A 26,616-nucleotide genomic window follows, 5' to 3' on the forward strand; every position below is an offset into this window, starting at 1 on the left:
ATTGAGTTTCATTCAATAACCGTGGATAATACGCGCCCTTAAATTTGCCAACAAAAAAGATTAGGTTTATGAGTCAAAGAGAGCATAAAACAGTAGAGCAAGCACAAGCCGAAGGTAAATATATTCGTACCGTACGCAGTTTTGTTAAACGCGAAGGTCGATTAACCAAAGGCCAAGCCCATGCTCTGGAAAACTTTTGGTCAGAAATGGGGTTGAACCATGAAGACGGTATGATTGACTCAAAAGCACTTTTTGGCAATGACAACCCCGTAACCTTAGAGATAGGTTTTGGTATGGGGAAGTCGCTTGTTGAAATGGCAAAGAATGCACCCGATGTTAATTTTATCGGTGTTGAAGTACACCGCCCGGGTGTTGGTGCATGTATTGCGTTAGCGCAAGAAGAAGGGGTGAAAAACCTCAAAGTATATGAGCACGACGCGATTGAAATTCTAGCTGATTGTATTCCTGACCAATCGTTAACTACCGTTCAGTTGTTTTTCCCTGATCCGTGGCACAAGAAAAAGCATCACAAACGCCGTATCGTGCAACCTGAGTTTGTTGAAACGATTCGTCAAAAGCTCAAAGTTGGTGGTGTTTTCCACATGGCAACTGACTGGGAAAACTACGCAGAATGTATGCTAGAAGATATGCAAAGTGCGCCGGGCTATAAAAACTTATCGCCAACTAATGATTATGTACCACGCCCTGACTCTCGCCCGTTGACAAAATTTGAGCAGCGCGGTCACCGTTTAGGTCACGGTGTTTGGGACTTGCAATTTTCTCGCGTCAATTAATCAATGTTGGGGTCAGAGTCTGAGCCATCCCCACAAATAATTTAATTTTTTCAAACAGTTATATTATTTTAAAAATTTGGAACTTTCATGGCGGTTGATGATCTGATCAATCGCCAAAAAGAAAAGCCATAACCACACATGAAAGTTACCACTAGTTTGCAGCAAACCTTTTTAAAGATCACTAATAATATTCACGCCAAGCGCCGAATGGCTATTAAAAGCTGTGTCGATAGCTTACTACTCGATAGTTTTGCGACCGTGACATCAATTGGACGTGGTATTGATAGTTGTGCCTATGAAAAGCATTCAATTAAGCGTGCTGACAGACTACTCTCCAATGCGCATCTGTATAGAGAACGTGTTGATATATATAGGGAAATGACTTCGTTGCACATATCTCCCTATAGTCGCCCGCTCATTCAAGTTGATTGGTCAGACTTAGATAATCGCAAGCGTAATTTTCTAATTCGAGCATCTGTTGCTTTGGATGGTCGTAGTATTACGGTCTATGAAGAGGTGCACGGCATGGCTACTAAGGAAAAGCCTGCGACTCATAAAGCGTTTTTAATCTCGCTTGCACAAGTACTACCTGCGTGCTGTAGACCAGTCATTGTAACAGATGGCGGTTTTAAAGTGCCTTGGTTTAAACAAATTCTCAAATTGGGTTGGGATTTTATCGGACGTATACGTGGCAATAATTATTATAATTGCACCGGTAATCAATGGTTGCACATTAGTAAGCTACATGAAATTGCAACACCGACACCAAAATACTTCATTGGACACATAACTAAAACTAACCCATTAGCAGTTAACGTTGTTGTTTATAAAAGTAAATCTAAAGGTCGTAAATCATTGAATAATGAAGGGCTACCTCGGAAAAGTAAGCTTGCTAAACAACATGCTAAAAGTGGGCGAGAGCCCTGGGTACTAGCTACATCCCTCATAACATCTTCAAACACAGCAAAGCGTATTGTTGAGCTTTATAAAACACGGATGCAGGAAGAAGAGGCGTTTAGAGATGTAAAAAGTGAGCGCTATGGCTTTAGTTTAAACTTACACCTTAGCTACAAAACTCATAGACTCAACAACCTATTATTGCTAACAACTATTGCTCATTGGTTATCGATTATAGTGGGTGTTTGTGGTGAGATTAGCCGAGTTGCGAGACGGTACCAAGCAAACACTACACGTAATAAACGCGTATTGTCCTTGTCGTTTCTTGGACGAAGACTGATAAGAGATAAGCGGTTTAAGTGCTCAAAAGCCTTAGTTCGGCTGGCCTTTGAGCAAATAAATCGCGTTATATCCTACTGGAATACTTGCGATGCTTAAATTTGTGGGGATCCCTCAGGGTCAGAGTCAATTGACACTGACCCCAACATTTTGACTCTGATCACAAAGGTTATTCGCCTTTTCTTCTGAGTAAATACTGCTGCTGAATGTGCATCAAATGCTGGCTGTGGCGAAAATTCCCTGTTTTTTTCAACCATCTCTCATCGATAATATCTCGCTCGAGTGCAGCTTGTAGTATGCGAATGGGGTATTGCGTCCAAAAGTAGAGTGTTGCTTGAATATGATATTCATTATTGGGAAATGCGTTACTGCGCGATTGTTCTAATTCAGTGGTTATGGCTTTAATAACTTCTGGTTTGATGTCAGATATTAACAGAGCCTTGAACTGGTTAAAACGCCTGGCTCTGATCAGCTGCCAAACCATCCAAAGAATTGTAAGTGTTGCTAAACTGGCTAAAACTTCTAACATACTGCGTCGCTCAATAAAACTGGCGTTATCATAACAACTACACCACTCAATACAACTATCTCTAGTAGTATCATTTAGAAATATTTTTACTAAGGTAACTTGAACTCGGTTATGATATGCAGGTAACAAAAAATTAATTAGGGATAACTATGTTTAAGTCGATGTTCACGCTGCTGTTGATCGTGTTTTCAGTATCAAGTGTGGCACAAACCTCAATTCAAAAAATATATAAGAAAGCAAACCCAGGGGTTGTTGAACTTCACGTAGAAGCGCTAGCTGAGCCTGAAGTTAACAAAGTTGAATACCAAGTGAAGACAGGAAACTCACTTGGTTCTGGCGCGCTTATTGACAAAAAAGGGCGTATTGTAACCGCAGCTCATGTTGTTGAACGAGCAACAAATATTAAGGTGAAGTTTGCAAGTGGCTTTCAAACCACGGGACACGTTGTCTGGGTCGCGCCATTGGTTGACCTAGCCATGATCCAAGTGGCTGAAATGCCAAAAAACGATTTCAAAGTGTTGAAGTTAGCACCGCGTAAGTCGTATGAAGTAGGTGAGCAGGTTGTTGTTATTGGTGCTCCTTATGGGGTTAGTCATAGTTTGTCAGTTGGCTATTTAAGTGGTATCCGCGATAAAGGGCAAATCCCGCTGACTGACTTAACCCCAAGATTCTTACAAACCGATGCGGCGATCAACCAAGGTAACTCTGGCGGGCCAATGTTTAATATGAAAGGTGAGATAATTGGTATTGTTAGTCATATTTTAAGCCAAAGTGGTGGCTCACAAGGGCTTGGTTTTGTCGTTTCAACCGATACTGTTCAAGATGTTATTGCCAGCAAGCCGCCAATGTGGGTCGGTATTGTGCCCGTAATGTTAGATAAAAAACTCTCTAATGCACTTAACAATCCGTTTGGTTATGGTTTGTTAATTCAACAGGTTATTCCTAAAACTTTGGCTGAAAAACTAGGTTTCCAAGGTGGTACGCTAAGTGTTGGTGTAGGCCAAGATACGCTGTTACTCGGCGGCGATATTTTAGTTAAAGCGGGGCATACCAAGCTCGACAGTATAGAATCACTATTTGAAGTTCAAGATTGGTTTCGCGATCTGAAAAAAGGTGAGAAAGTCAGGTTTAAGTTTGTTCGTGAAGGCCGAATACTCGATGTTGATTGGATTGTTGATTAAAAGCGTTGAACTGTGAATTATTTAGCCCACTTATATTTAGCGCAACCCAATGCCGACTCACACATGGGCAACTTATTGGGCGACTTTCGCAAAGGCACTGATATTACGAAATATAGTAACGATATTTTAAGCGGGCTAGATAATCATTATCTCGTCGATCGCTATACCGATGGCCACGAAATTGTGAAATCGGCTAAACAATTATTTGAGCCGCGTTATCGCAGATTCTCTGGTATAGCAATTGATGTTTTATTTGATCATTTTTTAATTAATCACTGGCATTCACTCAATAAGTTTGAAAGTAATGAAAAGCAAAGTTTTGAGCGTTTTAAACAACAAAGCTACCACTTGTTGTTGCAGCGCCAGTTAATTATGCCTGAGCGAATGGAGCGCGTTGTCGGCATGATGGTTGACGATGATTGGTTCGAACAATATCGCGATCTTAGCGGGGTTGAACGCGCGCTGATCAATATTGCTAAACGGATCCGATTTAACAATGACTTTGCCGGTTGTGTCAGTGATGTTAATCGGCATTACCAAGCTTTCGAGCAAGCGTTTCTCAACTACTTTCCACAATTACTCACGCATGTTGAAAATCATGCGCTTGAGTCATCTTAGACGGGGTTCAAACCTTGAATTGTGCCCCTTCATGCATCAATAATTTGGCCTTTAACGCTAAACCGCCGGCGTAACCGGTTAGTTTACCATTAGTGCCAATTACCCGATGACAAGGAATGATCAGGGCAATCGGATTTGCACCATTAGCACTACCTACCGCGCGTACTGCTTTGGGGTTGTTAATTGCTTGTGCTAACTCGGCATAACTTGCTGTCTCTCCCATTTTTATTTGACACAGTGCTTGCCATACTCGTTGCTGAAATGGCGTACCTTTTGGATCAAGCGCAAGCTCAAACTCTCGCCTTGAGCCAGTAAAATACTGGTCGAGTTGCTGCTTAACTTGGCTAAATTTTTGTTCGTCGGTTTGCCAATTCAAGTCTCGCTCAATTGCTGCCTCACCCGCTTGAAATGCCAAGGCTGCTAACCCCTTGTCGGTTGCCGTTAGTGCTATGTTGCCAAATGGGCTTTGGTAAGTTGAAAAATACATGTTGTTAGTCATTTAATGTGAGTGATTGCCATAAATAAATCGCTGCGTATGCCCGCCAAGGTTGCCATTGTTTTGCTAAATCAATTATTTCTCGGTTTTTAAGGCGCTCTTTTGGAGCACAATTTTTTTCACTCAGCGCTTTGATAATACCTAAGTCAGCACTTGGAAAGGCATCGGGGTCGCTTAAGCCACGCATGCCTATGTAATTTACCGTCCAAGGGCCTATGCCTTTTAGTTGAACCAAGGTTTGTTGGAGTTCATCGATATCTTGGTAATAGTTAAACACATGGCTGTTATCGTGAAAATACTGACACCACAATCTCAGGGTATCGATCCTGCTTTGGGTTAAGCCAATATCGAGAAAATCGGCATTGAGTAATGTTTGATTGTCTGGGAAATGATAACTTAGCCCAAGTGAGTTTTCTTGGCATGTCTTGCCATATTTTAGACAGATCCGTTGTGCCAACGTAGTTGCCGCTTTGACGGATACTTGTTGGCCAAGAATCGCTCGAATGGTAAATTCAAACAAGTCAAAACAGCCAGGTAGCCTCAAGCCTGGTGTTTGCTCGATTACCTTTTTGATACGAGGGTGCGTACCTATAGCTTGATGAACTTGCTCAAGATTGACATCTAGGTCAAACATTCTTCTGACTCGAGTAATAAGCTCAGGTAGTACAGTGTGATCGGTACACTCAACCTTTAACACGAGCGCCTGTTCAATTGGGCTGTGATGCACTTCGAACATACCTTGTGCGCCATCAATAGTAAAAACGCGCGCATAACTGACTTGGCTGACGGTTTCTATGTCACTAATTTGCCGAGCAGAAAAAAATGACAACATCAGCGACCAGTCGTACTTGCCTTGATAGGGAAGTTTAATTTCTATGGTTTTACTTGGTGGTGCGAGCTCCCTAGTACTTATTTGTTTCGGTGTTTCACCGTAAAGTTCACGGATAGCTTCATTAAACCGGCGAATACTACTAAAGCCGCTGGCGAAGCAGATTTGGGTCATTGACATATTGGAATTACGCAACAACTTTAGCGCATTAAGCAGTCGATACTGTTGCCAGTAAATGTTTGGCGATAATCGGTAAAACTCAGTAAATTTTCGCCTAAATTGTCGTTCGCTAAGCTGACAATAATTGGCTGCCGCGGCAACTTTTCCTTGGTGTTTAAGCAAGGCGTTGAGTAGTTGCTTTTGTGACAGCGGCCTTGGTGTTTCAGGCGCGAGCTCGGGTAAACAGCGCTTACAAGGGCGAAAACCTTGTTGCTGAGCGATAATCGCACTGGGGTAGTAGCGAACATTTTCTTCTTTGGGTGGTTTGACTCGGCAAATGGGTCGACAAAAAATACCGGTAGTCACCACGCCAATGAAAAACTTGCCATCAAAGCGCGCATCTTGGCTTAGCCGTGCTCGTTGAAATCGCTCGCGCTGTGCCAAAGTGAGGGGAAAAGTATTTGTCATTAGTATTATTCGCTAGTCAAACTGCTGGTACTATAGCGCTTTTAATCGTTAGTACTAGCGATAATCGGACATTGATTTTCTATTTGTTTATCTGCTTTGGGGGTAATGGCCTCATTCCTTTGCTTGAGTACTTGGAAAGTTGCTAAAAATGCGTTCAAGTGTTTCATCAATTCGTTTTTGCCGTGTGCTTGTGGGTAAGTCAAGCTCATTATCGAACGCCGAAGCCCCGTACCAAGCGGGTACTTGGTCATAACTAACGTTGACGTGTATGGTGGTAATAATCGTCTCGGCACTTGGTAAATCTATTGTTTTACCTACACCTATACCAATAGAGCTGTTGCCTGTCGTTCGGCCTGTACCAAAGGAAAAGTTAACCGAAGAGTTATTAGGTTTATCTTGATAAGTTAGGTTGTAGCTTATTTGGCAAGGGCTTTCTTGAGTAATCAGGGCGATACCTTGCGCTATCACTTGCTCACTGATTGCTTGATGTGTCATTGACAGTAAAACGGGATTCTCCAATTCTTGAGCGGGTTGCTCTGACAATTGGCAAGAGGTGATTTGGCTAAAGTCGACATCTTCATTGATATCAAATGTCGCTTTTGTTGATTGACAGCCCGTTAACGCGAATGCGCCAAACAATGAAACGGCTACTAAATTACGCATACTAAGTGCTCGTATTGTGCTTGTTGAGCTCAAATTATCACAGTTATTAATTCAACCAAAGTATTGTTAAGCATATTGAAATAAAACGTTAAGGCAACTTGTTTGAAAAGTAAGCTGATATTGACTTTTCAACAAAAAAGTGTAGACTCAACGCCCCTTGAAAACCCCCTAAATTTAAGATGTTAAGATGTATTGTCGGCAGCTAATTTGCGGCAAATAAGGCATTTTTCTATCTTGTTAACTATTCTTTTTAACCAATGGTTAAAACAAGCGTGAGATAACGATGTTTGAATTGCATGCTAGTAAGGTTACTAGTTTAAAAAATGATGTTTTGTCAGGTCTAACGGTCGCTTTAGCATTAGTACCTGAAGCCGTAGCCTTTGCCTTTGTCGCTGGTGTTGAACCTTTAGTCGGTTTATACGCCGCCTTTATGGTTGGTTTGATCACTTCAATCTTTGGTGGCCGTCCCGGTATGATCTCTGGGGCGACAGGCGCGATGGCAGTTGTTATGGTCAGCCTCGTTGCAATTCACGGTGTCGAATATCTGTTCGCAACCGTTGTTTTAACCGGTGTTTTACAAATACTGGCAGGGGTATTTAAGCTCGGAAAATTCATACGCTTAGTCCCACACCCTGTAATGCTAGGTTTTGTTAATGGTTTGGCGATTGTTATTTTTCTTGCGCAACTTGGCCAATTTAAAGTACCAAACGCTGAAGGTGAAATGGTCTGGATGCAAAACGGCCAGTTATGGACCATGCTTGGTTTAGTCGCATTAACTATGGCGATTATTTACTTTTTACCTAAGTTAACTAAAGCTGTGCCTTCGTCGTTAGTTGCTATTGTAGTTGTAACCTTATTAGTACAAAGCTTAGGCTTAGAAGCGCGCACGGTTGTTGATTTTGTTCGCGATATGACAAACGATCCTGCGGCCTCAATTGCTGGCGGCTTACCGCAGTTTTCAATACCAAATGTGCCATTTACCTTTGAAACCTTTAAAATTATTTTCCCATTTGCACTAGTACTAGCTGCAATAGGTTTAATCGAGTCACTATTAACGTTAACGCTGATCGACGAATTAACGGGTACACGTGGTCGTGGTAATAAAGAGTGTGTCGCGCAAGGTGCAGCGAATACTGTCACTGGTTTCTTCGGTGGTATGGGTGGCTGTGCCATGATTGGCCAATCGATGATTAACGTAAACTCTGGTGGTCGTGGTCGCGCATCTGGTATTACTGCTGCATTGGGGTTATTAGCATTTATTCTTTTTGCTTCTGATTTAATCGAACAGGTGCCATTAGCTGCGCTTGTTGGCGTTATGTTTATCGTGGTTATTGGTACGTTTGAATGGTCAAGCTTCCGTATCATGAAGAAAATTCCAAAGGCTGATGCTTTCGTCATTGTGTTAGTGTCAGCAGTTACTGTAGCTACTGACTTAGCTGTCGCTGTTATTGTTGGTGTTATTGTCTCGGCACTTGTCTTTGCTTGGGAACACGCAAAACACGTTATTGTTAATCGTACAGCTGACGATAATGGCTCAACCGTATATGACGTAAACGGTCCGTTATTCTTTGGCTCGGTTTCGCATTTCTTAGATCAGTTTGATATGGACAATGATCTTGATGACGTAATCGTTGAGTTTAAAAACTCACGTGTAGCTGATCACTCGGCGATAGAGGCTATCGATACACTTGCTGAACGCTATATGTCACGCGGTAAAAAATTGCATTTACGACACCTAAGCCAAGAGTGTTTATTGCTGCTTAAGAAAGCTGGCGACCTAGTAGAAGTCAATGTAATTGAAGATCCTGATTATCACATTGCGTCGGATAAACTAGCTTAATAATAGGACTTATTAGGAAAATAGGGCGTGAGGTGGTTATACTAACCCTCACGCTTTTTCGTTTGGTAGTTTTGCGTTTACTATGTCAGATTTACAACTCGACTTTTTTGATGTTCCAAGCCCGTGTGTTGGTATTTGCCAATCAGACGAAAAAGGCTATTGCCTCGGCTGTATGAGAACAAGGGAAGAGCGACAAAGTTGGATCAACTTTAACAATGACGAAAAACAAAAAGTGATTAAACGTTGCCAACAGCGCATAAAACGCAAAAATGGCAAGCCGATCAAAGTTAAGCAAGAAGAAGTTGAGCAAATTAAACAGCCATCGCTATTTGACCCTGTTGAAAAGCCCAAAGTGCTACATGACGATAGCTTAGATTTCGGTGACTTTGAGCTTTAAATAGCATTGTATTGTGCAGCCATTGATTGAACATTAACCACTTAAACCAAAATCAGAAATTAGCGCTTGCTGAAGTATACAAAGCACTATAAGATGGCTCTGCTTTTGACGTTACTTTGCAGCGTTTTAGTACTCTAGCCTTAACGCCATGAAGCCTTAAAGCTTTTATTAGCACTTCTATGTGCCTCGATAGCTCAGTTGGGTGAGGCAAGCGTTTTATGCAAATCACTGATTTGCGCGCAGCCGAACAATTTCAGTTATTTACTGAAATTTGGGATGAGCAGGGGATATTAACGCAACGCGTTAACATTCTCTAAGATACCCATAAATTTATTAGCACTTCTATGTGCCTCGATAGCTCAGTCGGTAGAGCAGGGGATTGAAAATCCCCGTGTCGGTGGTTCGATTCCGCCTCGAGGCACCATTCTTATTTTAAGATCCTTTGTCTTTAAGAAATGCCTCTTGACGTATCGAACGGTTCGATGACGCCATACATCCATGTATTTCGCCCTGCGGTTCAGACAGAGTCTGTTGATAAATGTTCCTGACATTTATGCTCCGCCTCGAGGTACCATTCTCTTTATTATAAGAACCTTTGCCTTTAAGAAATGCCTCTTGACGCATCGAACGGTTCGATGACTCCATAGAACCATGTATTTCGCCCTGCGGGTCAGACAGAGTCTGTTGATAAATGTTCATGACATTTATGCTCCGCCTCGAGGCATCATTTTCTTTGCTACTAGCATTGTTCAATAACTATTTCAGATTATTTTTACCCATCTAACTTATCGTTAGACTGAAATAGTCCAAAGCAATAATAGAGATTTATTTAAGCTACAATTGGATATACGTAGCCTTTGGTTACAAATTGCAACTGGTTTGTAATTAAAACCCAAAAAATAATATGCTATATTCCCGCCTCAAATTTTTATTGTCGGCAAATAACCTCATAATCGACGAAGTTCGCGTTATTTGTCTGCTATTTATTTTCAAGTAGGTCGTATGAAATTACAAAAAACATTGCTAGCAACATCTATATTACTAGCATCGATAAACGCACATTCAGCAGCATTTCAATTAAATGAAACGAGTGCCTCTGGATTAGGACGTGCATTCGCCGGAGAAGCCGCAATCGCAGACAACGCTTCAGTAGTTTCAAGAAACCCTGCGTTAATGTCTCAGTTTGATAGTGCGCAATTGTCAGTTGTTGCCACTTACGTCGATCCGGGTGTCGATGTTAAGGGCGTAGACGCGCCAGATATTCTTGGGCCAGATTTTGATGTTAGCCAAATGGATTTTAATGGCGTTGTGCCTCCTGCAGTAATTCCTGCTATTTACTACGTAAACCCTGTTAATGAAAAGTTTGTTTGGGGTCTGGGAGTTAACTCTAACTTTGGTTTAGCGTCTGTTTACGACAACGATTATGTCGCAGGCTCAATAGGTGGTACAACTGACTTATTGACGTTAAATGCAAACTTGAGCGGTTCATACAAAATCAATGAAAAATTTTCTGTTGGTTTGGGCGTTAATGTTATTTACGGTCAAGCAGAGTTAATCCGTCATGCTGGGGCAGTATTAGAAAACGGTATTACTCATCCGATGTTGGGCCAATTAGTGCCACCAGTACCACGTGAAACTGAACTTATTCGCATGGAAGGTGACGATGTTAGTTTTGGTTGGAATATTGGTGCGACATACGATATTGATGAAAATAACCGCCTTGGCTTTAATTACCGCAGTGCCACCGAAATTGATTTTGACGGAGAGTACACAGGCGTCGATGGCGTGACTCAAGCTGGCCATCTAGTTATTGATTTACCTGAGGTTTTTGAGTTCTCTGGTTACCATAAAATTAGTGACAAAACGGCTTTTCACTACAGTGCCATGTATACAGGCTGGAGCAGTTTTGAAACCCTAGAGGCCTATATTTATGCCGATCCATCTTCACCCGTATTCACTAAAGAAGAGAACTTTAATAACACTATGCGCTATGCAATCGGTGTTACTCATGAATATAGCCCAGCATTAACATTACGCGCGGGTCTTGCATATGATGAATCAGCTTCGACAGCACATCCATCAATTTCAATTCCAGATAGCGATCGAAAGTGGTTAACTGCAGGTGCTACATACAAACTTAAAACTAAAGGTATGATTGATTTTGCCTTAGCGTTTGTTGACGGCGATAAAGTTAACTTGAAAGAAGAAGATGCGTTGTTAGAGCAAGTAGCTGGTCAATTACCGCCGAGCTTAGCGCCTGTACTTGGCAACACCCAATGGCAGTATACGTCAGAGGGTAATGCTATCCTTGTTGCAGTACAGTATAACGTCACTTTCTAAACAAATTGTTTAACAATGACCACAGTGCCGATTACTTAGGTTAAGTAATCGGCTTTTTTGTCTCTAACTGTTTATTTTTCTTGGTGATCTATTCGTAAAAACATTGATGCTTGACTATGCTTTATATTGGTTTTTAAAAAATAAAGGTAGTCAGTTTTCTTATGCCAAGCGCCCGCGAAGCCAGATTAGAGAAAATCTTAGCCGCTCTATTTGAGCTCGATAAGTACTTTCCCTATGCAAAATCATTAGTTGATTACATTGAAAAAGTGCACAACCAACTCAATTCATTGGTTTACGCTGAAAACTTTTATCTTGCCAAATATAACAAGCAAGACAACACCATTAGCTTTATTTACGAAGTTGATGAGCGCGAGAATGCACTTTGTCCGATTTATACCATTGAATTATCTTCACCTGATCTTTCACCCACAGCTTGGGTGATCAAGCATAAGAAACCGTTAGAAATGAAATCAGGTGTTGGGCCCGTTGCTGAGAAAGAAGGGGAGATGTGGGGCTTTGGTGAGCGTTCTCATCATTGGCTTGGTATGCCGCTGATTGATAGGAACAATGAGTGCTTAGGGGCGATGGTCATTCAAAGTTACAATGAGAATATTGATTACAGCGATGAAGACCAAAGGCTTTTTCGAATTTTCGGCAGTATTGTCGCTTCCGCTGTTGATAAACATACTCGAGTAGCGGGGCTTGAATTATTGGTTATAGAGCGCACCGAGCAATTAGAAAAGCAGCTCAGGGAAAAAGAGCACTCGGAAAAGCTGCAAGTGGCACTGTATCAAATCGCCTCCCTGGTTAATGACGAAATCCCGATGTCACAACTTTATATTAAGGTGCATGAGATCATTAAGACGTTGTTGCTGGCAAAAAACTTTTATATTGCACTGTTCGACGAAGCTGAAAACATTATAACCATACCGTATTATATCGATGAAAAAGAACCCGATCGTGAAATGGGCTTTTCATTGCCGCTTGGTAACGGTTTAAGTTCATACATTATTAAAACCAGGCAAGCACAGAGGGTGTTTCCCCAAGATGTTGAAGCTTTGGTGCGCAATGGCTTTATTAACGAAGTTGCCGGCCCTCAAGAATACAGCTGTTGGCTAGGAGCGCCAATGATTTCATCGAATATCGTACATGGTTTAATAGTTGTCCAAAGCTATGATGCAGATGTCATTTATTCTGAGGAGGATATGAAGCTACTTAATTTCGTAGCAAACCATGTCGCAAAGGCCGCTGAGTCAATGCAAAACAAACAGATGCGCAAAGATTCACAATTAAAGCTAGCCCGACAACATCGGGTTTTGGAACAGCAAAATAGAGATCTTAATGAAACGTTAAACGCCTTGAAGAAAACTCAACAAGAGCTGATCCAAAAAGAAAAAATGGCATCACTTGGCGGTTTAGTTGCCGGTATTGCTCATGAAATCAATACCCCTTTAGGGATTTGTGTCACCGGCGTGAGCCATTTAATGGAGGAGTATCACGACGTTAAGAAATCGCTCGAAGAAGAAACGCTAACACAAGATCAGCTTGATGATTTTTTTGACGAGATTAAACAAGTTGGCCAAATATTAACGACCAATATGCAACGAGCAGCTGATTTAGTGAATAGTTTTAAGCAAGTGGCCGTTGATCAATCATCAAATAGCGTGCGAGACATCGAACTAGAGCAATACATTAACGGGGTGATACTGTCACTTAGGCCGACGTTGAAAAAGAAGAAACACATTATCACCGTGCAGTGCCCGACTCATATCTCGATTAGAGCGAACGCCGGCGCACTGTCCCAGGTATTGAGTAATTTGATATTGAATTCGTATATCCATGCATTTGAGGGAATTGAACAAGGGAATATCCTGATCCATGTTGAAGAGCGCAATGGCTTTATTTTAATGCGTTATCAAGATGACGGTAATGGTTTGGATAATCAAGCGCTTGAAAAACTATTTGACCCATTTTATACCACCAAACGGGGCTCGGGTGGCAGTGGCTTAGGCACGCATTTAGTCTATAACTTAGTGACTAATGCCCTCCACGGTAAAATTCAAGCTAAAAGTGCGGTAGGTAAGGGCTTAGCTTTCATGATCAAGTTTCCAGTAAGCCCTGTGGAATAACTAGTTGATTAGATTAGGGGTCAGAGTTAGCTAATTCTGACCCCCTAATCTAATCACTGACCCCTAATCTAATCAGGTGTGGATTTTTCAAGGTGGTGTTATTTATCTTGATAAATAGCGTTGATTTCGAGTGCTTTATCGATGTTATCTAACATAATTTGAACGATTTTAGCATCTAGGTGTTTACCTGCTTCTTCATTAAACAGTTTTATCACTCTATCGATAGGCCATGCTTCTTTGTAACAACGCTTATGGGTCAGTGCGTCAAACACATCAGCGACCGCAACAATGCGAGCAAAAATATGAATTTCTTCACCTTTTAACCCGTTGGGGTAACCCGTACCGTCGTATTTCTCGTGATGTTGCTGTGAAATAATTGCTGCAGCCTTGAGAATCGGACGTTGAGAACCTTCCAAAATATCGTGACCAACATTGGGATGTTGACGCATGATGTCCATTTCGTCATCGTCTAATCTACCGGGTTTGAGCAACACTCTATCTGGCGTCGCTATTTTACCTATATCGTGCATAGGGGCTGCTTGCTTTAACAGTTCAGCCTCTTCTTGGGGGAGTCCGTATTCGATTGCTAGCATATAACTGACTTCAGACATGCGTCGAATGTGATTACCCGCTTCATTTGAGCGCGATTCAACAACATCACCTAAGCGATAGATCAGCTCTTCTTGCGTTTCAATAATTTCACGGTTAAGCAATAAGTTGTCAAAAGCTAGCGTGACATTACCCGAAAAGATTTGCAGCAATTGAGCATCAATATCGCTCAATTCTTCGATACCTTTTAAGTACAGTAAGCTAACTTTACTACTGTGACTTGGAAAGTAACCAACAAGAACATCGTCTTCGTGAATACTTTTGCCTTCTTGCACCGCTTTATTGAGATAGCGCAAAATATTGTCGTCGATATCAGGTTCGTTGTCTTCGGGTGAAATATGAGCAATAATTTCATAATCATCTTCTTCATAGACGGCACTGATTCCTTCAACTTGCACTAGCATACTTTCTTCATCGATCCGCAAAATCGACATAACTTGCTGTAATAAACCATTGAAAAAGTGTTGAAGGGTACGCTTTTCCAGTACTTGAGAGGTCGAGTTAATCACTCTCTCTAGGCCGGAACGATAGAGCTCTTGATACTTTCTAGCCTGTTCTACTTTTATGATATCGCGATAGGCTCTAAGCGCCGCGAAAACGGTGGTAAATAACTTTTTTCGGTCGAGTTCTGTTTTCTCTTTGTAGTCGTTAATATCGTAATCAACAATGACTTGTTCTTCTGGTGCTTGCCCCGGCTGACCTGTGCGTAATACGATACGGGTAAAGTAGTTTTTGAGGTCTTGACGCATCCAGCGAGCAACATCTAAACCGGCCTCATCAGTTTCCATCACGACATCGAGAAAAACCAGCGCGACATCTTTTTCTTTGCTCAGGAGTTCTTTTGCTTCGGCGCCAGAATATGCGTGTAAAAACGTTAGTGAACGTTCATCTAAGGTGAAACGCTTGAGCGCCATCTTGGTTACCGTGTGAATATCTTCTTCATCGTCGACTATGACGATTTTCCAAGGCGGCTGAACAGGTTTTACTGAATTTTTAAGAAAAGAAAGCGGCATAGCTACACATTGATAAGTATTTAATACAGTATATAAATGTATAGCTAAGAATTTTCAAAACGACAAAAAAATGATTAACTTTTATCGGCTTATCGGGGATTTAGAGGGCTAGATCAATGACCATCTCACGCAACTCGTCTTTTGAAATTGAGTTGCTGTGGTTTTTATCAAACTGATGAAAGATACTTTCACACATGCGAATCCCTTTGTCTTGCAGCAAGCAGTCGATAAGCTCGACAAATTCGCTTCTGCTAATGACGCCGTCTTTATCTTCATCAAAAACTTCAAATAGCTCATCAACCCACTGATTTAGTTCCATAGATTGCCCTTAAACTGATGACTTGAAAGTTTTCACACTGTAACTCTATTTGCTAAACATTGAAACTGATTTTTAATGAAAATTTTGATGGTCTTATCAGTTGGTTATTTGTGAAAACAAATGTAAATGTAATGTTAAAGTGGTTGTAATTCGCATAAGTCACATTAGACTATGGTGGCGAATAAAATAAAGGAATGAAAACTAATGAAAAAAATCTGGAAGTCGCTTTTCAGCTTTGGTCTTTTGTTCAGTATTTCAGGGGTGTCGATTGCAGAAGAATCTTCTCATTCGGCGTTAAAAGTTGAAGATTGCCACGTCGACGGTATTCGATCAAAAGTGCGTTGTGGCACGTTAACTGTTCCTGAAAACTACCAACAACCAAACGAATCTCAACTCGATGTTCACTTTGTTATTATACCAGCGCTGGACAATAGTAAGCAGCTCACACCATTGATGTTTTTGGCCGGTGGCCCGGGTCAAGCAGCTGCGCAAATGGCGGGTAACATCCGCCAAATGTTTAGTGAAGTATTAAAAACCCGCGACATCATAGTGGTTGATCAACGAGGTACCGGCCAATCTAATGGTTTGCAATGTAGTAACATGGAAGATTTTAAGCTCTATGAAGATCTCCATGGTGATATGTCAGAGCAAGATATGCTCGATTGCCGTGCTAACTTCACGGTCGATTTAGCTCATTACAGTACGCCGAATGCGATTCGTGATTTTGATAATATTCGCGCGGCTTTAGGCTGGAATAAACTCAGCTTGTATGGCGGTTCATACGGCACAAGGGCTGCGCTAGTTTACATGAATATGTTCCCTGAAAGTCTTGAAGCTGTTGTGCTTGATAGTGTCGGGCCTGTTGAAGTACCTATTGGCTTGTTTGGTCAATCCGTGGCGCGCTCGTATAACTTATTACTCGAAAATTGCCAACTAGACGCCAATTGTAAACAGGCATTTCCGAACCTTGATGAAGAGTTTCAAGCGTTATTCGCTCGAGTTGAAGCTGAGCCTGTACGTGTTGATATGATGCATCCAACGCTTGGCACACCAACACAATTTGTGATTGACCGGGCCAAGTTGATCAGTACATTGAGATTACAGCTATATTCTATACAAGGACGCCAATTCGTACCTCTGGTTATTCATCAGGCCTACCTCGGCAATTACTTGCCTCTCGCGGGTTTACTTGCGCAAACTAGTGGAGATAATCCCGGTGAAATTCACGCTGGCTTGTTATTTAATATTTTGTGTAATGAAGACTACCCACGAGTTAAACAAAACCAGTGGTCGGAAGACGCGAAAAACAGTTTTGGTCGAGATGAAGCACAGAAAAACTGGCATTTAGCCTGCACTAATTGGCCTAAATTTGACTACGAAGCTCAATATTTTGAGCCAGTTACCGCGAATATCCCAACGTTAATTCTCTCAGGGAAGTTAGATCCCGTCACACCGCCAAGTAATGGTGATTTTAGTGATAAATCATTGCCTAATTCTCGACATATTGTTGTAAAAAATGCCTCACATATCGTAGTGACTAGCGAATGTGCGATCGATCTTGTTGATCAATTTTTAACGGATAAAGATCCCCAAGCAATTGACGAGACCTGTTTAACAGAAATCGCTGATGAGACTTTTATTACTAACCTCAACGGTAACAGCTAAGGAAAGGATATGATTGAAGTCAATAATTTACATAAAAAGTTTAAGGATGTTACCGCGCTAGAGGGATTGTCGTTTACCGCTAAAGACGGTGAGATTACTGGGATTTTAGGGCCAAACGGCGCGGGTAAAACCACTTGTTTACGCACGCTTTACGGGTTGTTAAAGGCGGACCAAGGTAGTGCGACAATAGATGGTATCGATGTGACCAAAGAGCCATTGGTCGCTCGCGGCAAGCTCGGTATCTTTCCCGACAAATTTGGCTTATATGAGCGCTTAACGGCCTACGAGCAAATTGATTACTTTGCCAGTATTCACGGCTTAGTTGGTGACGCTAAAAAGCAAGCCATCGACGAAGTACTAAAAGAGTTAGAAATGGAAGAGTTAGCACATCGCAAAACCGTTGGCTTTTCTCAGGGGCAGCGAATGAAGGTGACACTAGCACAAGCACTCGTTCACAAACCGAAAAACTTTGTCTTGGACGAGCCAACTCGAGGCTTAGATGTGATGAGTACACGGATTTTGCGCAACTATTTGAGCAAATATAAAGCACAGGGGCATTGTATTTTATTTTCATCACACGTCATGCAAGAGGTCGCAGCCTTGTGTGATCGCGTTATTGTTGTTGCTAATGGTAAGTTGGCCGCTCAAGGTACACCGCAAGAGCTTTGTGATTTAGCCGGTGAGGCGCTACTTGAAGATGCCTTTGTTAAAATCATCGGTTCAGATGAAGGAGTTGCCGCATGATGCAATTAAAAGCCTTGCTTTCGAAGGAGCTCAAGGAAGCATTTCGCGATAAACGCGCGTTACTAGCTGCTTTTGGTATAGCGTTCATAGCCCCTATCATGTTGATAGTGATGTCTGAATTTGCCATTAAACAATCGGTTGAAACGCCACCTGCTTACGTTAATTTATCTGGTGGCGAATACGCGCCTAAATTGGTTAAACACCTGGCAGAAAACAATATCTTCCCGTTATCTGAAGTTGATGAAGCCGACAAACAGTTGTGGCAAAAACGCAACATTGAATTAATTATTCCTGCGACCTTTAAAGAAGACTTACAAGCAGGTAAAACAGTAGGCTTGGTGTTGCGTGCTGATTACGGTGAGCAATCACACCGTACGACTATCCGTCGCGTGCGCGATGCTATTTATGGGTATTCACGCCAAATAGCCTATCAGCGAGTGTTGTTACGCGGTATTGATATTAACTTGTTAAAACCACTGGATTTAAACGAGCAAGACACACAGCAACCTAGTTCTAATGCGTCGTTTATTACGATGATGTTAGGTATTTATTTGTTATTCGGTGCCTTTATGGCTGGCTTATCGGTAGCTATTGATACCAGTGCAGGTGAGCGAGAACGCAATGTTTTAGAAATCTTGTTGTGTCAGCCGGTTAGCACAATGAAAGTGGTGGTAGCTAAGTTGCTTGCGGCAACAACAATAGCTATTACTGCGATAGTACTAATGCTCATTTTATCGGTGATTTCGATGAATTTTGTCGATTTAAGTGAACTAGGTTTGAGCTTTAGCTTAGATTTTGGCACGGCGATTTCACTATTAGTCGTCTTGATACCGGTATGCTTTTTCGCATCATCGCTACAGCTATTTTTTGCCTTTAGTGCAAAAACCTTCAAAGAAGCTCAGTCGCTGGTTTCTATGATCATTATTTTACCGGGTATGGTGCCATTTGCCTTATCTATGATGGACGATCGACCACAGTGGCTCAATTGGGCACCAATTTCCGGTCAGTACTTGATCATGGAAGACATTTTTAAGGGCGATCCCGTTGGTATTGACGTATTACTCTTTACCGGGTTAATTACCGTTTTACTGACGGTAGTTTTGGTTAAAGTCATGGCCGAGCGATTGAAATCAGAGAAAGTGGTATTGGCGCTAAGCTAATCGCTTACGCTAGACTGGTATCAAAAACGGGTTACTCGAATAGAGTAGCCCGTTTTTTTATGGTGTCTTGACCTGTGAGCGGTGTGGTATATTTTGAAATGGTGGCTATTGTTCGCTTAAAATTCTTGTTAAATTATTAATGTTGAATTATATTTTGTTTTGTGGTGTGGTTTTTATATTTAATTGTGTGTTTGATTGGTGATTCGAAATGTTAGCCAAGCTCATATAAGAATTTGTCGCTAATAGTGAAAACTTTTAGCTCATAATTAGACAAAAATAACCTAACTCAGGCGCTTTTTTACGTGTACAAAAAGTAACGCTTAAGGCACAATAAGCGCCAAAATTTTCGCTAGAAAAAAACTTTATCAAGCTAACCTATTTACTGAGGATAAAACATGCTTACTCGTGATATGAACATCGCAGATTTCGATGCAGAATTGTACCAAGCAATGACTGACGAAACCGCTCGTCAAGAAGCGCATATTGAACTAATTGCATCTGAAAACTACTGTAGCCCGCGCGTTCTTGAAGCTCAAGGCTCTCAATTAACTAACAAATACGCAGAAGGTTACCCAGGTAAGCGTTATTACGGTGGCTGTGAGTATGTTGATAAAGCCGAAGCATTAGCAATCGAACGCGCTAAGCAATTATTTGGTGCAGATTACGCAAACGTGCAGCCGCATGCTGGTTCTCAAGCAAATGCTGCAGTTTTCCAAGCGTTAGTAACGCCAGGCGGCAAAGTATTAGGTATGAGCCTAGCGCATGGTGGTCACTTAACGCACGGTTCACACGTTAACTTCTCAGGTAAATCATATGAAGCAATTCAATACGGCTTACACCCTGAAACAGGCGATATTAATTACGAAGAAATTGAGCGTTTAGCACAAGAGCACAAACCAGAAATGATCATTGGCGGTTTCTCAGCGTTCTCAGGTATTGTTGATTGGGCACGTATGCGTAAAATCGCAGACAGTGTTGGTGCTTACTTCATGGTAGATATGGCACACGTTGCTGGCTTAGTAGCCGCTGGTTTATACCCTAACCCTGTACCACATGCACACGTTGTAACAACAACTACTCACAAAACATTAGCTGGCCCACGTGGTGGTTTAATCGTTTCTGGTTGTGGTGACGAAGAAGTTTACAAAAAGTTAAACTCTGCGGTCTTCCCTGGTGGTCAAGGTGGTCCATTAATGCACGTAATCGCTGCTAAAGCGGTAGCGTTTAAAGAAGCATTGGAGCCAGAGTTCAAAGCATACCAACAAAAAGTCTTAGACAACGCTAAAGCTATGGTCGCTGTGTTACAAGAGCGCGGTTACAAAGTGGTATCTAACGGCACTGAAAACCACTTGTTATTACTTGATTTAATCGACAAAGATATCACAGGTAAAGACGCAGATGCTGCGTTAGGTAATGCGCACATTACCGTAAACAAAAACTCTGTACCAAACGATCCTCGTTCGCCATTTGTTACTTCTGGTCTTCGTTTAGGTACACCTGCAATTACTCGCCGTGGCTTTGGTATTGAAGAAACTAAGCAGTTAACTGGCTGGATTTGTGACATCTTAGATGACATTGAAAACCAAGATGTTATCGCCAAAGTTCGCGAAGAAGTTACGGCTTTATGTAAGCGTTTTCCGGTATACGGTTAATCGCGTTTTAAAAACAAACTAATTCCACATTTTTTATGCAATTAGTTTAAAATGGTCGCAGTTAGCGGCCATTTTTGTTTGTAAATCATTATGTATTGTCCCTTTTGTTCTGCTCAAGAAACCAAAGTTATCGACTCGCGATTAGTGGCTGATGGCCACCAAATTCGCCGTCGTCGAGAATGTGTAAAGTGTCATGAGCGTTACACCACCTTTGAAACGGCTGAATTATTGATGCCGCGTATTATTAAACGCGACGGTTCACGTGAGCCGTTTAACGAAGATAAGCTAAGAAACGGTTTAGTGCGCGCGCTTGAAAAACGCCCCGTTAGTGTTGAAGAAACCGAAAACGCAATCAACAAATTGAAATCGCAATTACGCGCAACAGGCGAGCGTGAAGTTGATAGCGAAATGGTCGGTAATATCTTAATGGAGCAACTGAAAAAGCTCGATAAAATTGCTTATATTCGCTTTGCTTCGGTGTATCGTTCGTTTGAAGATATTCGCGAATTTGGTGAAGAAATCGCTCGGTTAGATGATGACTAAAGACATTCAACAGTCACAAGCTGATATCGACCGCCAATATATGCAATTGGCGATTGATTTAGCCAAAAAAGGCCACTTCACAACATCACCGAATCCAAGGGTGGGCTGTGTCATCGTTAACCATGGTGAAATCGTTGGCCAAGGCTTTCACGAAAAAGCCGGCGAAGGTCACGCCGAAGTACACGCGTTAGACAGTGCCGGCGAGCAAGCAATTGGCGCAACCGCTTATGTAACACTTGAGCCGTGCAGCCACTATGGTCGAACGCCGCCATGTGCATTAGGTCTAGTGAATGCACAAGTAAAACGCGTCGTAGTGGCTATGGTTGATCCAAACCCTCAGGTTTCTGGTAATGGCATTAAGCTGCTTGAAGAGGCTGGTATTGAAGTAACGGTTGGCGTGTTAGAAGCTCAGGCAGAGGCTTTAAACCCAGGTTTTATAAAGTTAATGAGAACTGCAATGCCTTATGTGCGTTGTAAACTTGCAGCAAGCCTAGATGGTAAAACAGCAATGGCTAGTGGTGAGAGCAAGTGGATTACTGGTGAGCAGGCGCGTGAAGATGTGCAACGACTTCGAGCGCAAAGTTGCGCGGTGTTAACCTCTGCACAATCTGTACTCACCGATAACGCGAAAATGAATGTGCGTTGGCAGCAATTAGGCGATTTAAAAAACAGCTATCCAGAAGAGAAGCTAAGGCAACCGGTGAGAGTTGTGCTAGATAGCAAGAATCGCTTAACACCTGATCTCGAGTTATTTTCAATCTCGTCAAAAATAATAATTGTTGGAACTGGCCTTGAAAACAAACATCAGTGGCCACATTTTGTCGAACATATCACGGTAAAAAGTGCATCAGGACAAATCGATTTAGCCGATTGTTTGCAACAATTAGCTAAGCGGGGCTTCAATGATATCCTAGTAGAATGTGGGGCGACCCTTGCAGGTGCGTTTATTGAGCAATCGTTAATCGATGAACTTATTTTATATCAAGCGCCTAAACTCATTGGCGGCGATGGTAAAAACCTGATTGAAATGCCATCGGTACAGCAACTAGCACAAGCCAAACAATTGGCCATAACGTCAATGACGATGGTCGGCAATGACATTAAAATCGTTGCCAAAATAACAGAGAGTTAAACTATGTTTACTGGAATTATTGAAGCGATAGGCACGGTAAAAGCCATTAATATCTCGTCAATGGGAGCGCGCATTACACTTGAGGTTGGCTCGCTTGACATGAGTGATGTAAAACTTGGTGACTCCATCGCTACTAATGGTATTTGCTTAACGGTTGTTGATTTTGATAACAAACACTTTAGCGCCGATGTTTCTAATGAAACGCTAAAGCGCACTGGCTTTGCCAACTATAGCGTAGGCCAACGTGTTAACCTTGAAAAAGCGATGTTACCAACCACGCGATTTGGCGGTCATATAGTATCTGGCCATGTTGATGCGGTGGTTGAAATCGCTCAGATAAACGATAATGGCAATGCCAAAGATTACTGGCTTGCCATGCCGAGTGATATCGCACCTTATATTGCTGAAAAAGGCTCTATCACGGTTGATGGCGTCAGCTTAACGGTCAATAGTTTAACCGAAGATCAATTTCGTTTGACGATAGTGCCTCATACCGCTGAGCAAACCATCATGCCGAGCTATAGCAGTGGTACAAAAGTAAATATCGAAGTCGATGTAATGGCTCGTTATATCGAACGATTATTAATGAAAAAAGACAACAAGCACCACGATGCGTCAAGCAACGTGACCGAAGAATTACTAGCGCGTAGCGGGTTTATCAAATAAAAGAGGTTGCCATGCAATTAAATACCCCACAGGAAATTATTGAAGATATCGCTCAAGGAAAGATGGTCATCTTAATGGATGACGAAGATCGTGAAAATGAAGGCGACTTTATTATGGCGGCTGAACTGGTAACGCCAGAAGCGATTAACTTTATGGCGACACATGGCCGTGGCTTGATTTGTATGCCAATGTCAAAAGAGCGTTGTCAGAAATTGAAATTGCCATTAATGGTGGAAAAAAATGACGCGCAATTCACCACCAACTTTACGGTATCAATTGAAGCAGCAGAGGGCGTAACTACGGGGATTTCTGCGGCAGATCGCGCGACAACAATTTTAGCTGCCGTTGATAAAAATGCCGATGAGCATTCAATTGTTCAACCAGGTCATATCTTTCCGTTAATCGCTAAAGATGGCGGCGTATTAAATCGCGCGGGCCACACGGAAGCCGGTGTTGATTTAGCACGTTTAGCTGGTTTAGAGCCAGCGGCAGTCATCGTTGAAATCCTCAATGAAGACGGCACAATGGCGCGTCGTCCTGATTTAGAAGTTATCGCGCAAAAGCACGGTGTCAAAATGGGCACAATTGCTGATTTAATCGAATATCGCAATGCTAATGAAACTACGATTGAACGCGTTTCATCGTGCAAATTACCAACGGCTTTTGGCGAATTTGATTTAACAGTGTTTAAAGACACCATTGATGGGCAAGCACACTTTGCCCTAACTAAAGGCGATATTGATCCTGAAGCGCCTACTTTAGTGCGTGTGCATTTAGAAAACACCTTTAGAGACTTATTGTTTAGTCAGCGCGACAGCGTTAACAAGTGGCCGATTGGCAATGCTTTAGAGCGTATTGCCAAAGAGGGCGGGGTATTAGTATTACTGGGTAAACACGAATCACCTCAATCACTTATCGAGCAGGTACAAAAGTACGCTAAACAAGATAATGGTGAAACCGTTAAAGAAGTAAAGCGTCACGTAGGCTCTCGCAACGTTGGTGTTGGCTCGCAAATTTTAGCTAATTTGGGTGTCCGTAAAATGCGCTTGCTAAGTTCGCAGACGAAATACCATTCTCTTTCTGGTTTTGGTCTGGAAGTTGTTGAGTATATTGCTGAATAAACGAACTGTTAAGAGATAATATGCGGGGTCAGGATGAATATATGCTGACCCCGCTTTTTTTTGCTTAAAAATTATTAGACGGATTACTTATAACAAAAGTCAAAATAATGTTATTGATTTACGGTGGAATATTTATATTTGCTGACTAATTGGTTACTATGTGGTCATACCTCCAATAAGGAGGAATCAATAATAATTATAACAGCAGTGTGTTAAAAGGCGTTCTCTATGAAGTTCAAAGTTGCCCATAAAATCATTATCGGCTTCTCAATTATTTTGCTACTGACTTTATTAGCCAGTGTCTTGTATTTGAGGATTTTATCTAATGTCGAGCAGGCGACTAGCCAAATAGAAGGCTCGGCAATTCCCATTCAAAAAACGAGTAGCGATATTCAAATCCAACTACTCAAGCAAGCAAAACAGGCAAGTTTATTGCCTTATGCAAGGAATAAGCAATCACTTGAGGAGACCTATAACGTTTTCGCTCAACAAGAAGCAGAACTAAACAAGTTAGAAAAGACCTTGAATCAGTTGCTCAGTGCCAACCAAATGGGCGCTGACATTAAAGTTTTTAAAGGTCAGTACGACGAGTTTGTTTCCTCAGTTGAAACGATGAAAAACTATCGCGCTGCAGTTTTACAAGCCAACGATGATTTAATCGCTTATGAACAACAACTCGCTGCCCATCTAGATGAAGCAGGTGCAATCTTAATTGATTTAACTTACTTAGAAGATTCCGAGCGACAAAGAGATATTGATCGCATTGCTGGTGCCGCGGGACAAATAGAAGGTTATTTATTCAATTTGATTGACTCGACCAAGGTGGTGATCAATTTAACCGATGTCCAAGAAGTACAAAATTCACAAGATGTGATTAATACCGCGATTGATAACCTTGATCGGTTAATTGAATTTCTTACCCGCTTGGGAGAAAGCTACGATACTGATGGTTTAATCGAACAGTTTGTCGATGAATATCAAAAGTCGAAAATGCTACTGAATAACGATCAAAATATTTTTAAAATTAAACTCCAGCAACTAAATAATATCGCTAGTTTAGAGGACAGCTTACTAGCCTCTGAGCAGGTTTCACAGCAAGCGATAGCGACTATTGATAATTTGTTAGCTAAGGTAAATAGCAACCTCGCAAGGGTGCAAAAAGAATTATCTGACAACGTTGCTCAAGGTGAAACTAATACCGTTTTAATTCTCGTTTTAGTGTTAGGTATTGGTAGTGGTATTGCCTTTGCCACGATCCGCACCATGATTGAACCACTTACCCGTATCAACAAAGTGCTCAATGCCGTAAGTCAAGGCGATTTGACTCGCAGATTACGTGACGATTCTGATGACGAGTATGGCCAACTGTCTAAAAACATTAATAACGTCGTTAGCTATCTCAAAGATCTGATTGCCGAAATCAGTAATAACTCTCATCAATTAAACAGTGCGGCGTCACAATCTAGCCAAGAGATTAAAGAAGTCACTCAGGCGCTTGGTGAGCAAAAATCGACGGTAGAACAGGTTACCAATATCACTGCTGAGCTCAGTGACAGCGCTGATGTAGTTTTAGAGAAAAGTAGTGATGCAGAAAGTCAGATGGCTGAAGCACTCAATCAAAGTGATCAGCTTAAAGGTATGGCGCAAAGTACCAACGATAGGGTTCATTCATTGGCCGCTATGCTTGAGGCAACGTCAAATTTAATGGCGAAATTACACAAAGAATCAACCAATATTGGCGGTATTTTAGAAACTATTCAAAGCATTGCTGATCAAACTAATTTATTAGCTTTGAACGCAGCGATAGAAGCTGCTCGTGCGGGTGAAGCAGGTAGAGGCTTTGCTGTTGTTGCTGATGAAGTGAGAATGTTGGCCAGCAGAACGCAAGAATCGACGGCAGAAATCAACTCGATGATCGGCTCGTTACAGCAACAAACATCACAAGTAGTCAATGAGATTGATCTTGGTCGTAATGAGGCAAGTGATTGTCAGCAAGACACTCAGCAATTGCTACAAACCTTATTGTTGATCAATCAGGCAATTGAGCAAATGCATAAGATGAGCTCAGATATTGCCGATTCTGCGCGATTACAGAATCGTTTGAGTAACGACATTAATTCAAGTATTCATGAAGTGATGGAACAAAGTAGTTTGACGAGCGAAAAATCATCATCGACGTTAAGTTATTCACAAAAGGTTGCCGATCTTGCTGTTAAGTTAGATAGCAGTGTGGATAAGTTCAAAACAGAGCTATGATAATATTTAAGTAAAAAGTTCATAAAAAAATGCCAATCGATTGATTGGCATTTTTGT

Annotated in this window: 23 protein-coding genes and 1 tRNA gene; 18 read left to right on the top strand and 6 right to left on the bottom strand. The window is 41.7% G+C overall.

The annotated features are described in order from the left end of the window. The first annotated feature begins 68 nt into the window (after positions 1-68). Positions 69-794 carry a tRNA (guanosine(46)-N7)-methyltransferase TrmB gene (gene trmB, locus LP316_RS06015; protein WP_193023353.1) on the top strand — a complete coding sequence of 242 codons (726 nt, stop codon included), beginning with the start codon at positions 69-71 and terminating at the stop codon, positions 792-794. 138 nt (positions 795-932) lie between these two features. Continuing rightward, the gene (locus tag LP316_RS06020; RefSeq protein WP_193020745.1) at positions 933-2,129 is read left to right on the top strand and encodes an IS4 family transposase; all 1,197 of its coding nucleotides are present in this window, start codon (positions 933-935) and stop codon (positions 2,127-2,129) included. Between the two features lie 70 nt (positions 2,130-2,199). On the opposite strand, the gene LP316_RS06025 is transcribed toward LP316_RS06020, so the two are convergent. Then, a complete protein-coding gene (locus tag LP316_RS06025) occupies positions 2,200-2,559 on the bottom strand; it encodes a hypothetical protein (RefSeq protein ID WP_193023355.1) in 360 nt (119 codons plus the stop codon). 149 nt (positions 2,560-2,708) lie between these two features. Here LP316_RS06025 and LP316_RS06030 point away from each other — a divergent pair, with 149 nt between their 5' ends. Together LP316_RS06030 and LP316_RS06035 are read left to right on the top strand one after the other, a co-directional pair. Further along, entirely contained in the window at positions 2,709-3,740 is a 1,032-nt protein-coding gene (locus tag LP316_RS06030) for a S1C family serine protease (RefSeq protein ID WP_193023357.1), read from the top strand. Between the two features lie 12 nt (positions 3,741-3,752). Next, positions 3,753-4,358: an ACP phosphodiesterase gene (locus tag LP316_RS06035; RefSeq protein WP_193023359.1), complete on the top strand. Its 606-nt coding sequence runs from the start codon at positions 3,753-3,755 to the stop codon at positions 4,356-4,358. A 7-nt stretch (positions 4,359-4,365) separates the two neighbouring features. Here LP316_RS06035 and LP316_RS06040 read toward each other — a convergent pair whose 3' ends face one another. From LP316_RS06040 to LP316_RS06050, 3 genes are all read right to left on the bottom strand, one after another. Beyond that, positions 4,366-4,845 carry a methylated-DNA--[protein]-cysteine S-methyltransferase gene (locus LP316_RS06040; RefSeq protein ID WP_193023361.1) on the bottom strand — a complete coding sequence of 160 codons (480 nt, stop codon included), beginning with the start codon at positions 4,843-4,845 and terminating at the stop codon, positions 4,366-4,368. A 4-nt stretch (positions 4,846-4,849) separates the two neighbouring features. After that, a complete protein-coding gene (locus LP316_RS06045) occupies positions 4,850-6,310 on the bottom strand; it encodes a DNA-3-methyladenine glycosylase 2 family protein (protein ID WP_193023363.1) in 1,461 nt (486 codons plus the stop codon). A 111-nt stretch (positions 6,311-6,421) separates the two neighbouring features. Continuing rightward, entirely contained in the window at positions 6,422-6,973 is a 552-nt protein-coding gene (locus tag LP316_RS06050; protein WP_193023365.1) for a hypothetical protein, read from the bottom strand. A gap of 283 nt (positions 6,974-7,256) precedes the next feature. Here LP316_RS06050 and LP316_RS06055 point away from each other — a divergent pair, with 283 nt between their 5' ends. The 5 genes from LP316_RS06055 to LP316_RS06075 all read left to right on the top strand — a co-directional run bounded on the left by LP316_RS06055 (position 7,257) and on the right by LP316_RS06075 (position 13,679). Next, positions 7,257-8,813 (top strand): SulP family inorganic anion transporter, encoded by a 1,557-nt coding sequence (locus LP316_RS06055; RefSeq protein ID WP_193023367.1) that lies wholly within the window; start codon positions 7,257-7,259, stop codon positions 8,811-8,813. 82 nt (positions 8,814-8,895) lie between these two features. Further along, positions 8,896-9,210, top strand: coding sequence for a DUF1289 domain-containing protein (locus LP316_RS06060; protein ID WP_193023369.1), 315 nt, complete (start codon positions 8,896-8,898; stop codon positions 9,208-9,210). Positions 9,211-9,558: 348 nt separating this feature from the next. Further along, positions 9,559-9,634 (top strand) — tRNA-Phe (locus LP316_RS06065). Between the two features lie 578 nt (positions 9,635-10,212). After that, a complete protein-coding gene (locus tag LP316_RS06070) occupies positions 10,213-11,550 on the top strand; it encodes an outer membrane protein transport protein (protein WP_193023370.1) in 1,338 nt (445 codons plus the stop codon). 161 nt (positions 11,551-11,711) lie between these two features. Continuing rightward, positions 11,712-13,679: a GAF domain-containing sensor histidine kinase gene (locus LP316_RS06075; protein ID WP_193023380.1), complete on the top strand. Its 1,968-nt coding sequence runs from the start codon at positions 11,712-11,714 to the stop codon at positions 13,677-13,679. A 98-nt stretch (positions 13,680-13,777) separates the two neighbouring features. On the opposite strand, the gene LP316_RS06080 is transcribed toward LP316_RS06075, so the two are convergent. Both LP316_RS06080 and LP316_RS06085 read right to left on the bottom strand, forming a co-directional pair. After that, positions 13,778-15,301, bottom strand: a complete 1,524-nt coding sequence (locus tag LP316_RS06080) for an HD domain-containing phosphohydrolase (protein ID WP_193023382.1) — start codon at positions 15,299-15,301, stop codon at positions 13,778-13,780. Between the two features lie 100 nt (positions 15,302-15,401). Continuing rightward, positions 15,402-15,620, bottom strand: a complete 219-nt coding sequence (locus LP316_RS06085; RefSeq protein ID WP_193023384.1) for an EF-hand domain-containing protein — start codon at positions 15,618-15,620, stop codon at positions 15,402-15,404. 204 nt (positions 15,621-15,824) lie between these two features. Here LP316_RS06085 and LP316_RS06090 point away from each other — a divergent pair, with 204 nt between their 5' ends. From LP316_RS06090 to LP316_RS06130, 9 genes are all read left to right on the top strand, one after another. Next, entirely contained in the window at positions 15,825-17,285 is a 1,461-nt protein-coding gene (locus LP316_RS06090; protein ID WP_193023386.1) for an alpha/beta hydrolase, read from the top strand. A 9-nt stretch (positions 17,286-17,294) separates the two neighbouring features. Next, entirely contained in the window at positions 17,295-18,029 is a 735-nt protein-coding gene (locus LP316_RS06095; RefSeq protein WP_193023388.1) for an ATP-binding cassette domain-containing protein, read from the top strand. Further along, on the top strand, positions 18,026-19,189 hold the full coding sequence (locus LP316_RS06100) for an ABC transporter permease (protein ID WP_193023390.1): 1,164 nt from the start codon (positions 18,026-18,028) through the stop codon (positions 19,187-19,189). Before LP316_RS06095 ends, LP316_RS06100 begins: the two co-directional genes overlap by 4 nt. A gap of 395 nt (positions 19,190-19,584) precedes the next feature. After that, positions 19,585-20,841 carry a serine hydroxymethyltransferase gene (gene glyA, locus LP316_RS06105; protein WP_193023392.1) on the top strand — a complete coding sequence of 419 codons (1,257 nt, stop codon included), beginning with the start codon at positions 19,585-19,587 and terminating at the stop codon, positions 20,839-20,841. 90 nt (positions 20,842-20,931) lie between these two features. Further along, positions 20,932-21,384: a transcriptional regulator NrdR gene (nrdR, locus tag LP316_RS06110; RefSeq protein ID WP_193023394.1), complete on the top strand. Its 453-nt coding sequence runs from the start codon at positions 20,932-20,934 to the stop codon at positions 21,382-21,384. Next, on the top strand, positions 21,377-22,516 hold the full coding sequence (gene ribD, locus LP316_RS06115) for a bifunctional diaminohydroxyphosphoribosylaminopyrimidine deaminase/5-amino-6-(5-phosphoribosylamino)uracil reductase RibD (protein ID WP_193023826.1): 1,140 nt from the start codon (positions 21,377-21,379) through the stop codon (positions 22,514-22,516). The genes nrdR and ribD overlap by 8 nt, the downstream gene beginning before the upstream one ends. 3 nt (positions 22,517-22,519) lie before the next feature. Further along, complete coding sequence (locus LP316_RS06120) at positions 22,520-23,182, top strand: riboflavin synthase (protein WP_193023396.1); 663 nt, start codon at positions 22,520-22,522, stop codon at positions 23,180-23,182. A gap of 11 nt (positions 23,183-23,193) precedes the next feature. Next, entirely contained in the window at positions 23,194-24,303 is a 1,110-nt protein-coding gene (gene ribBA / locus LP316_RS06125; protein WP_193023398.1) for a bifunctional 3,4-dihydroxy-2-butanone-4-phosphate synthase/GTP cyclohydrolase II, read from the top strand. Positions 24,304-24,531: 228 nt separating this feature from the next. After that, the gene (locus tag LP316_RS06130; protein WP_193023400.1) at positions 24,532-26,559 is read left to right on the top strand and encodes a methyl-accepting chemotaxis protein; all 2,028 of its coding nucleotides are present in this window, start codon (positions 24,532-24,534) and stop codon (positions 26,557-26,559) included. Positions 26,560-26,616 lie beyond the last annotated feature (57 nt).

Source organism: Thalassotalea sp. LPB0316, from assembly GCF_014898095.1.
Classification (GTDB): Bacteria; Pseudomonadota; Gammaproteobacteria; order Enterobacterales; family Alteromonadaceae; genus Thalassotalea_G.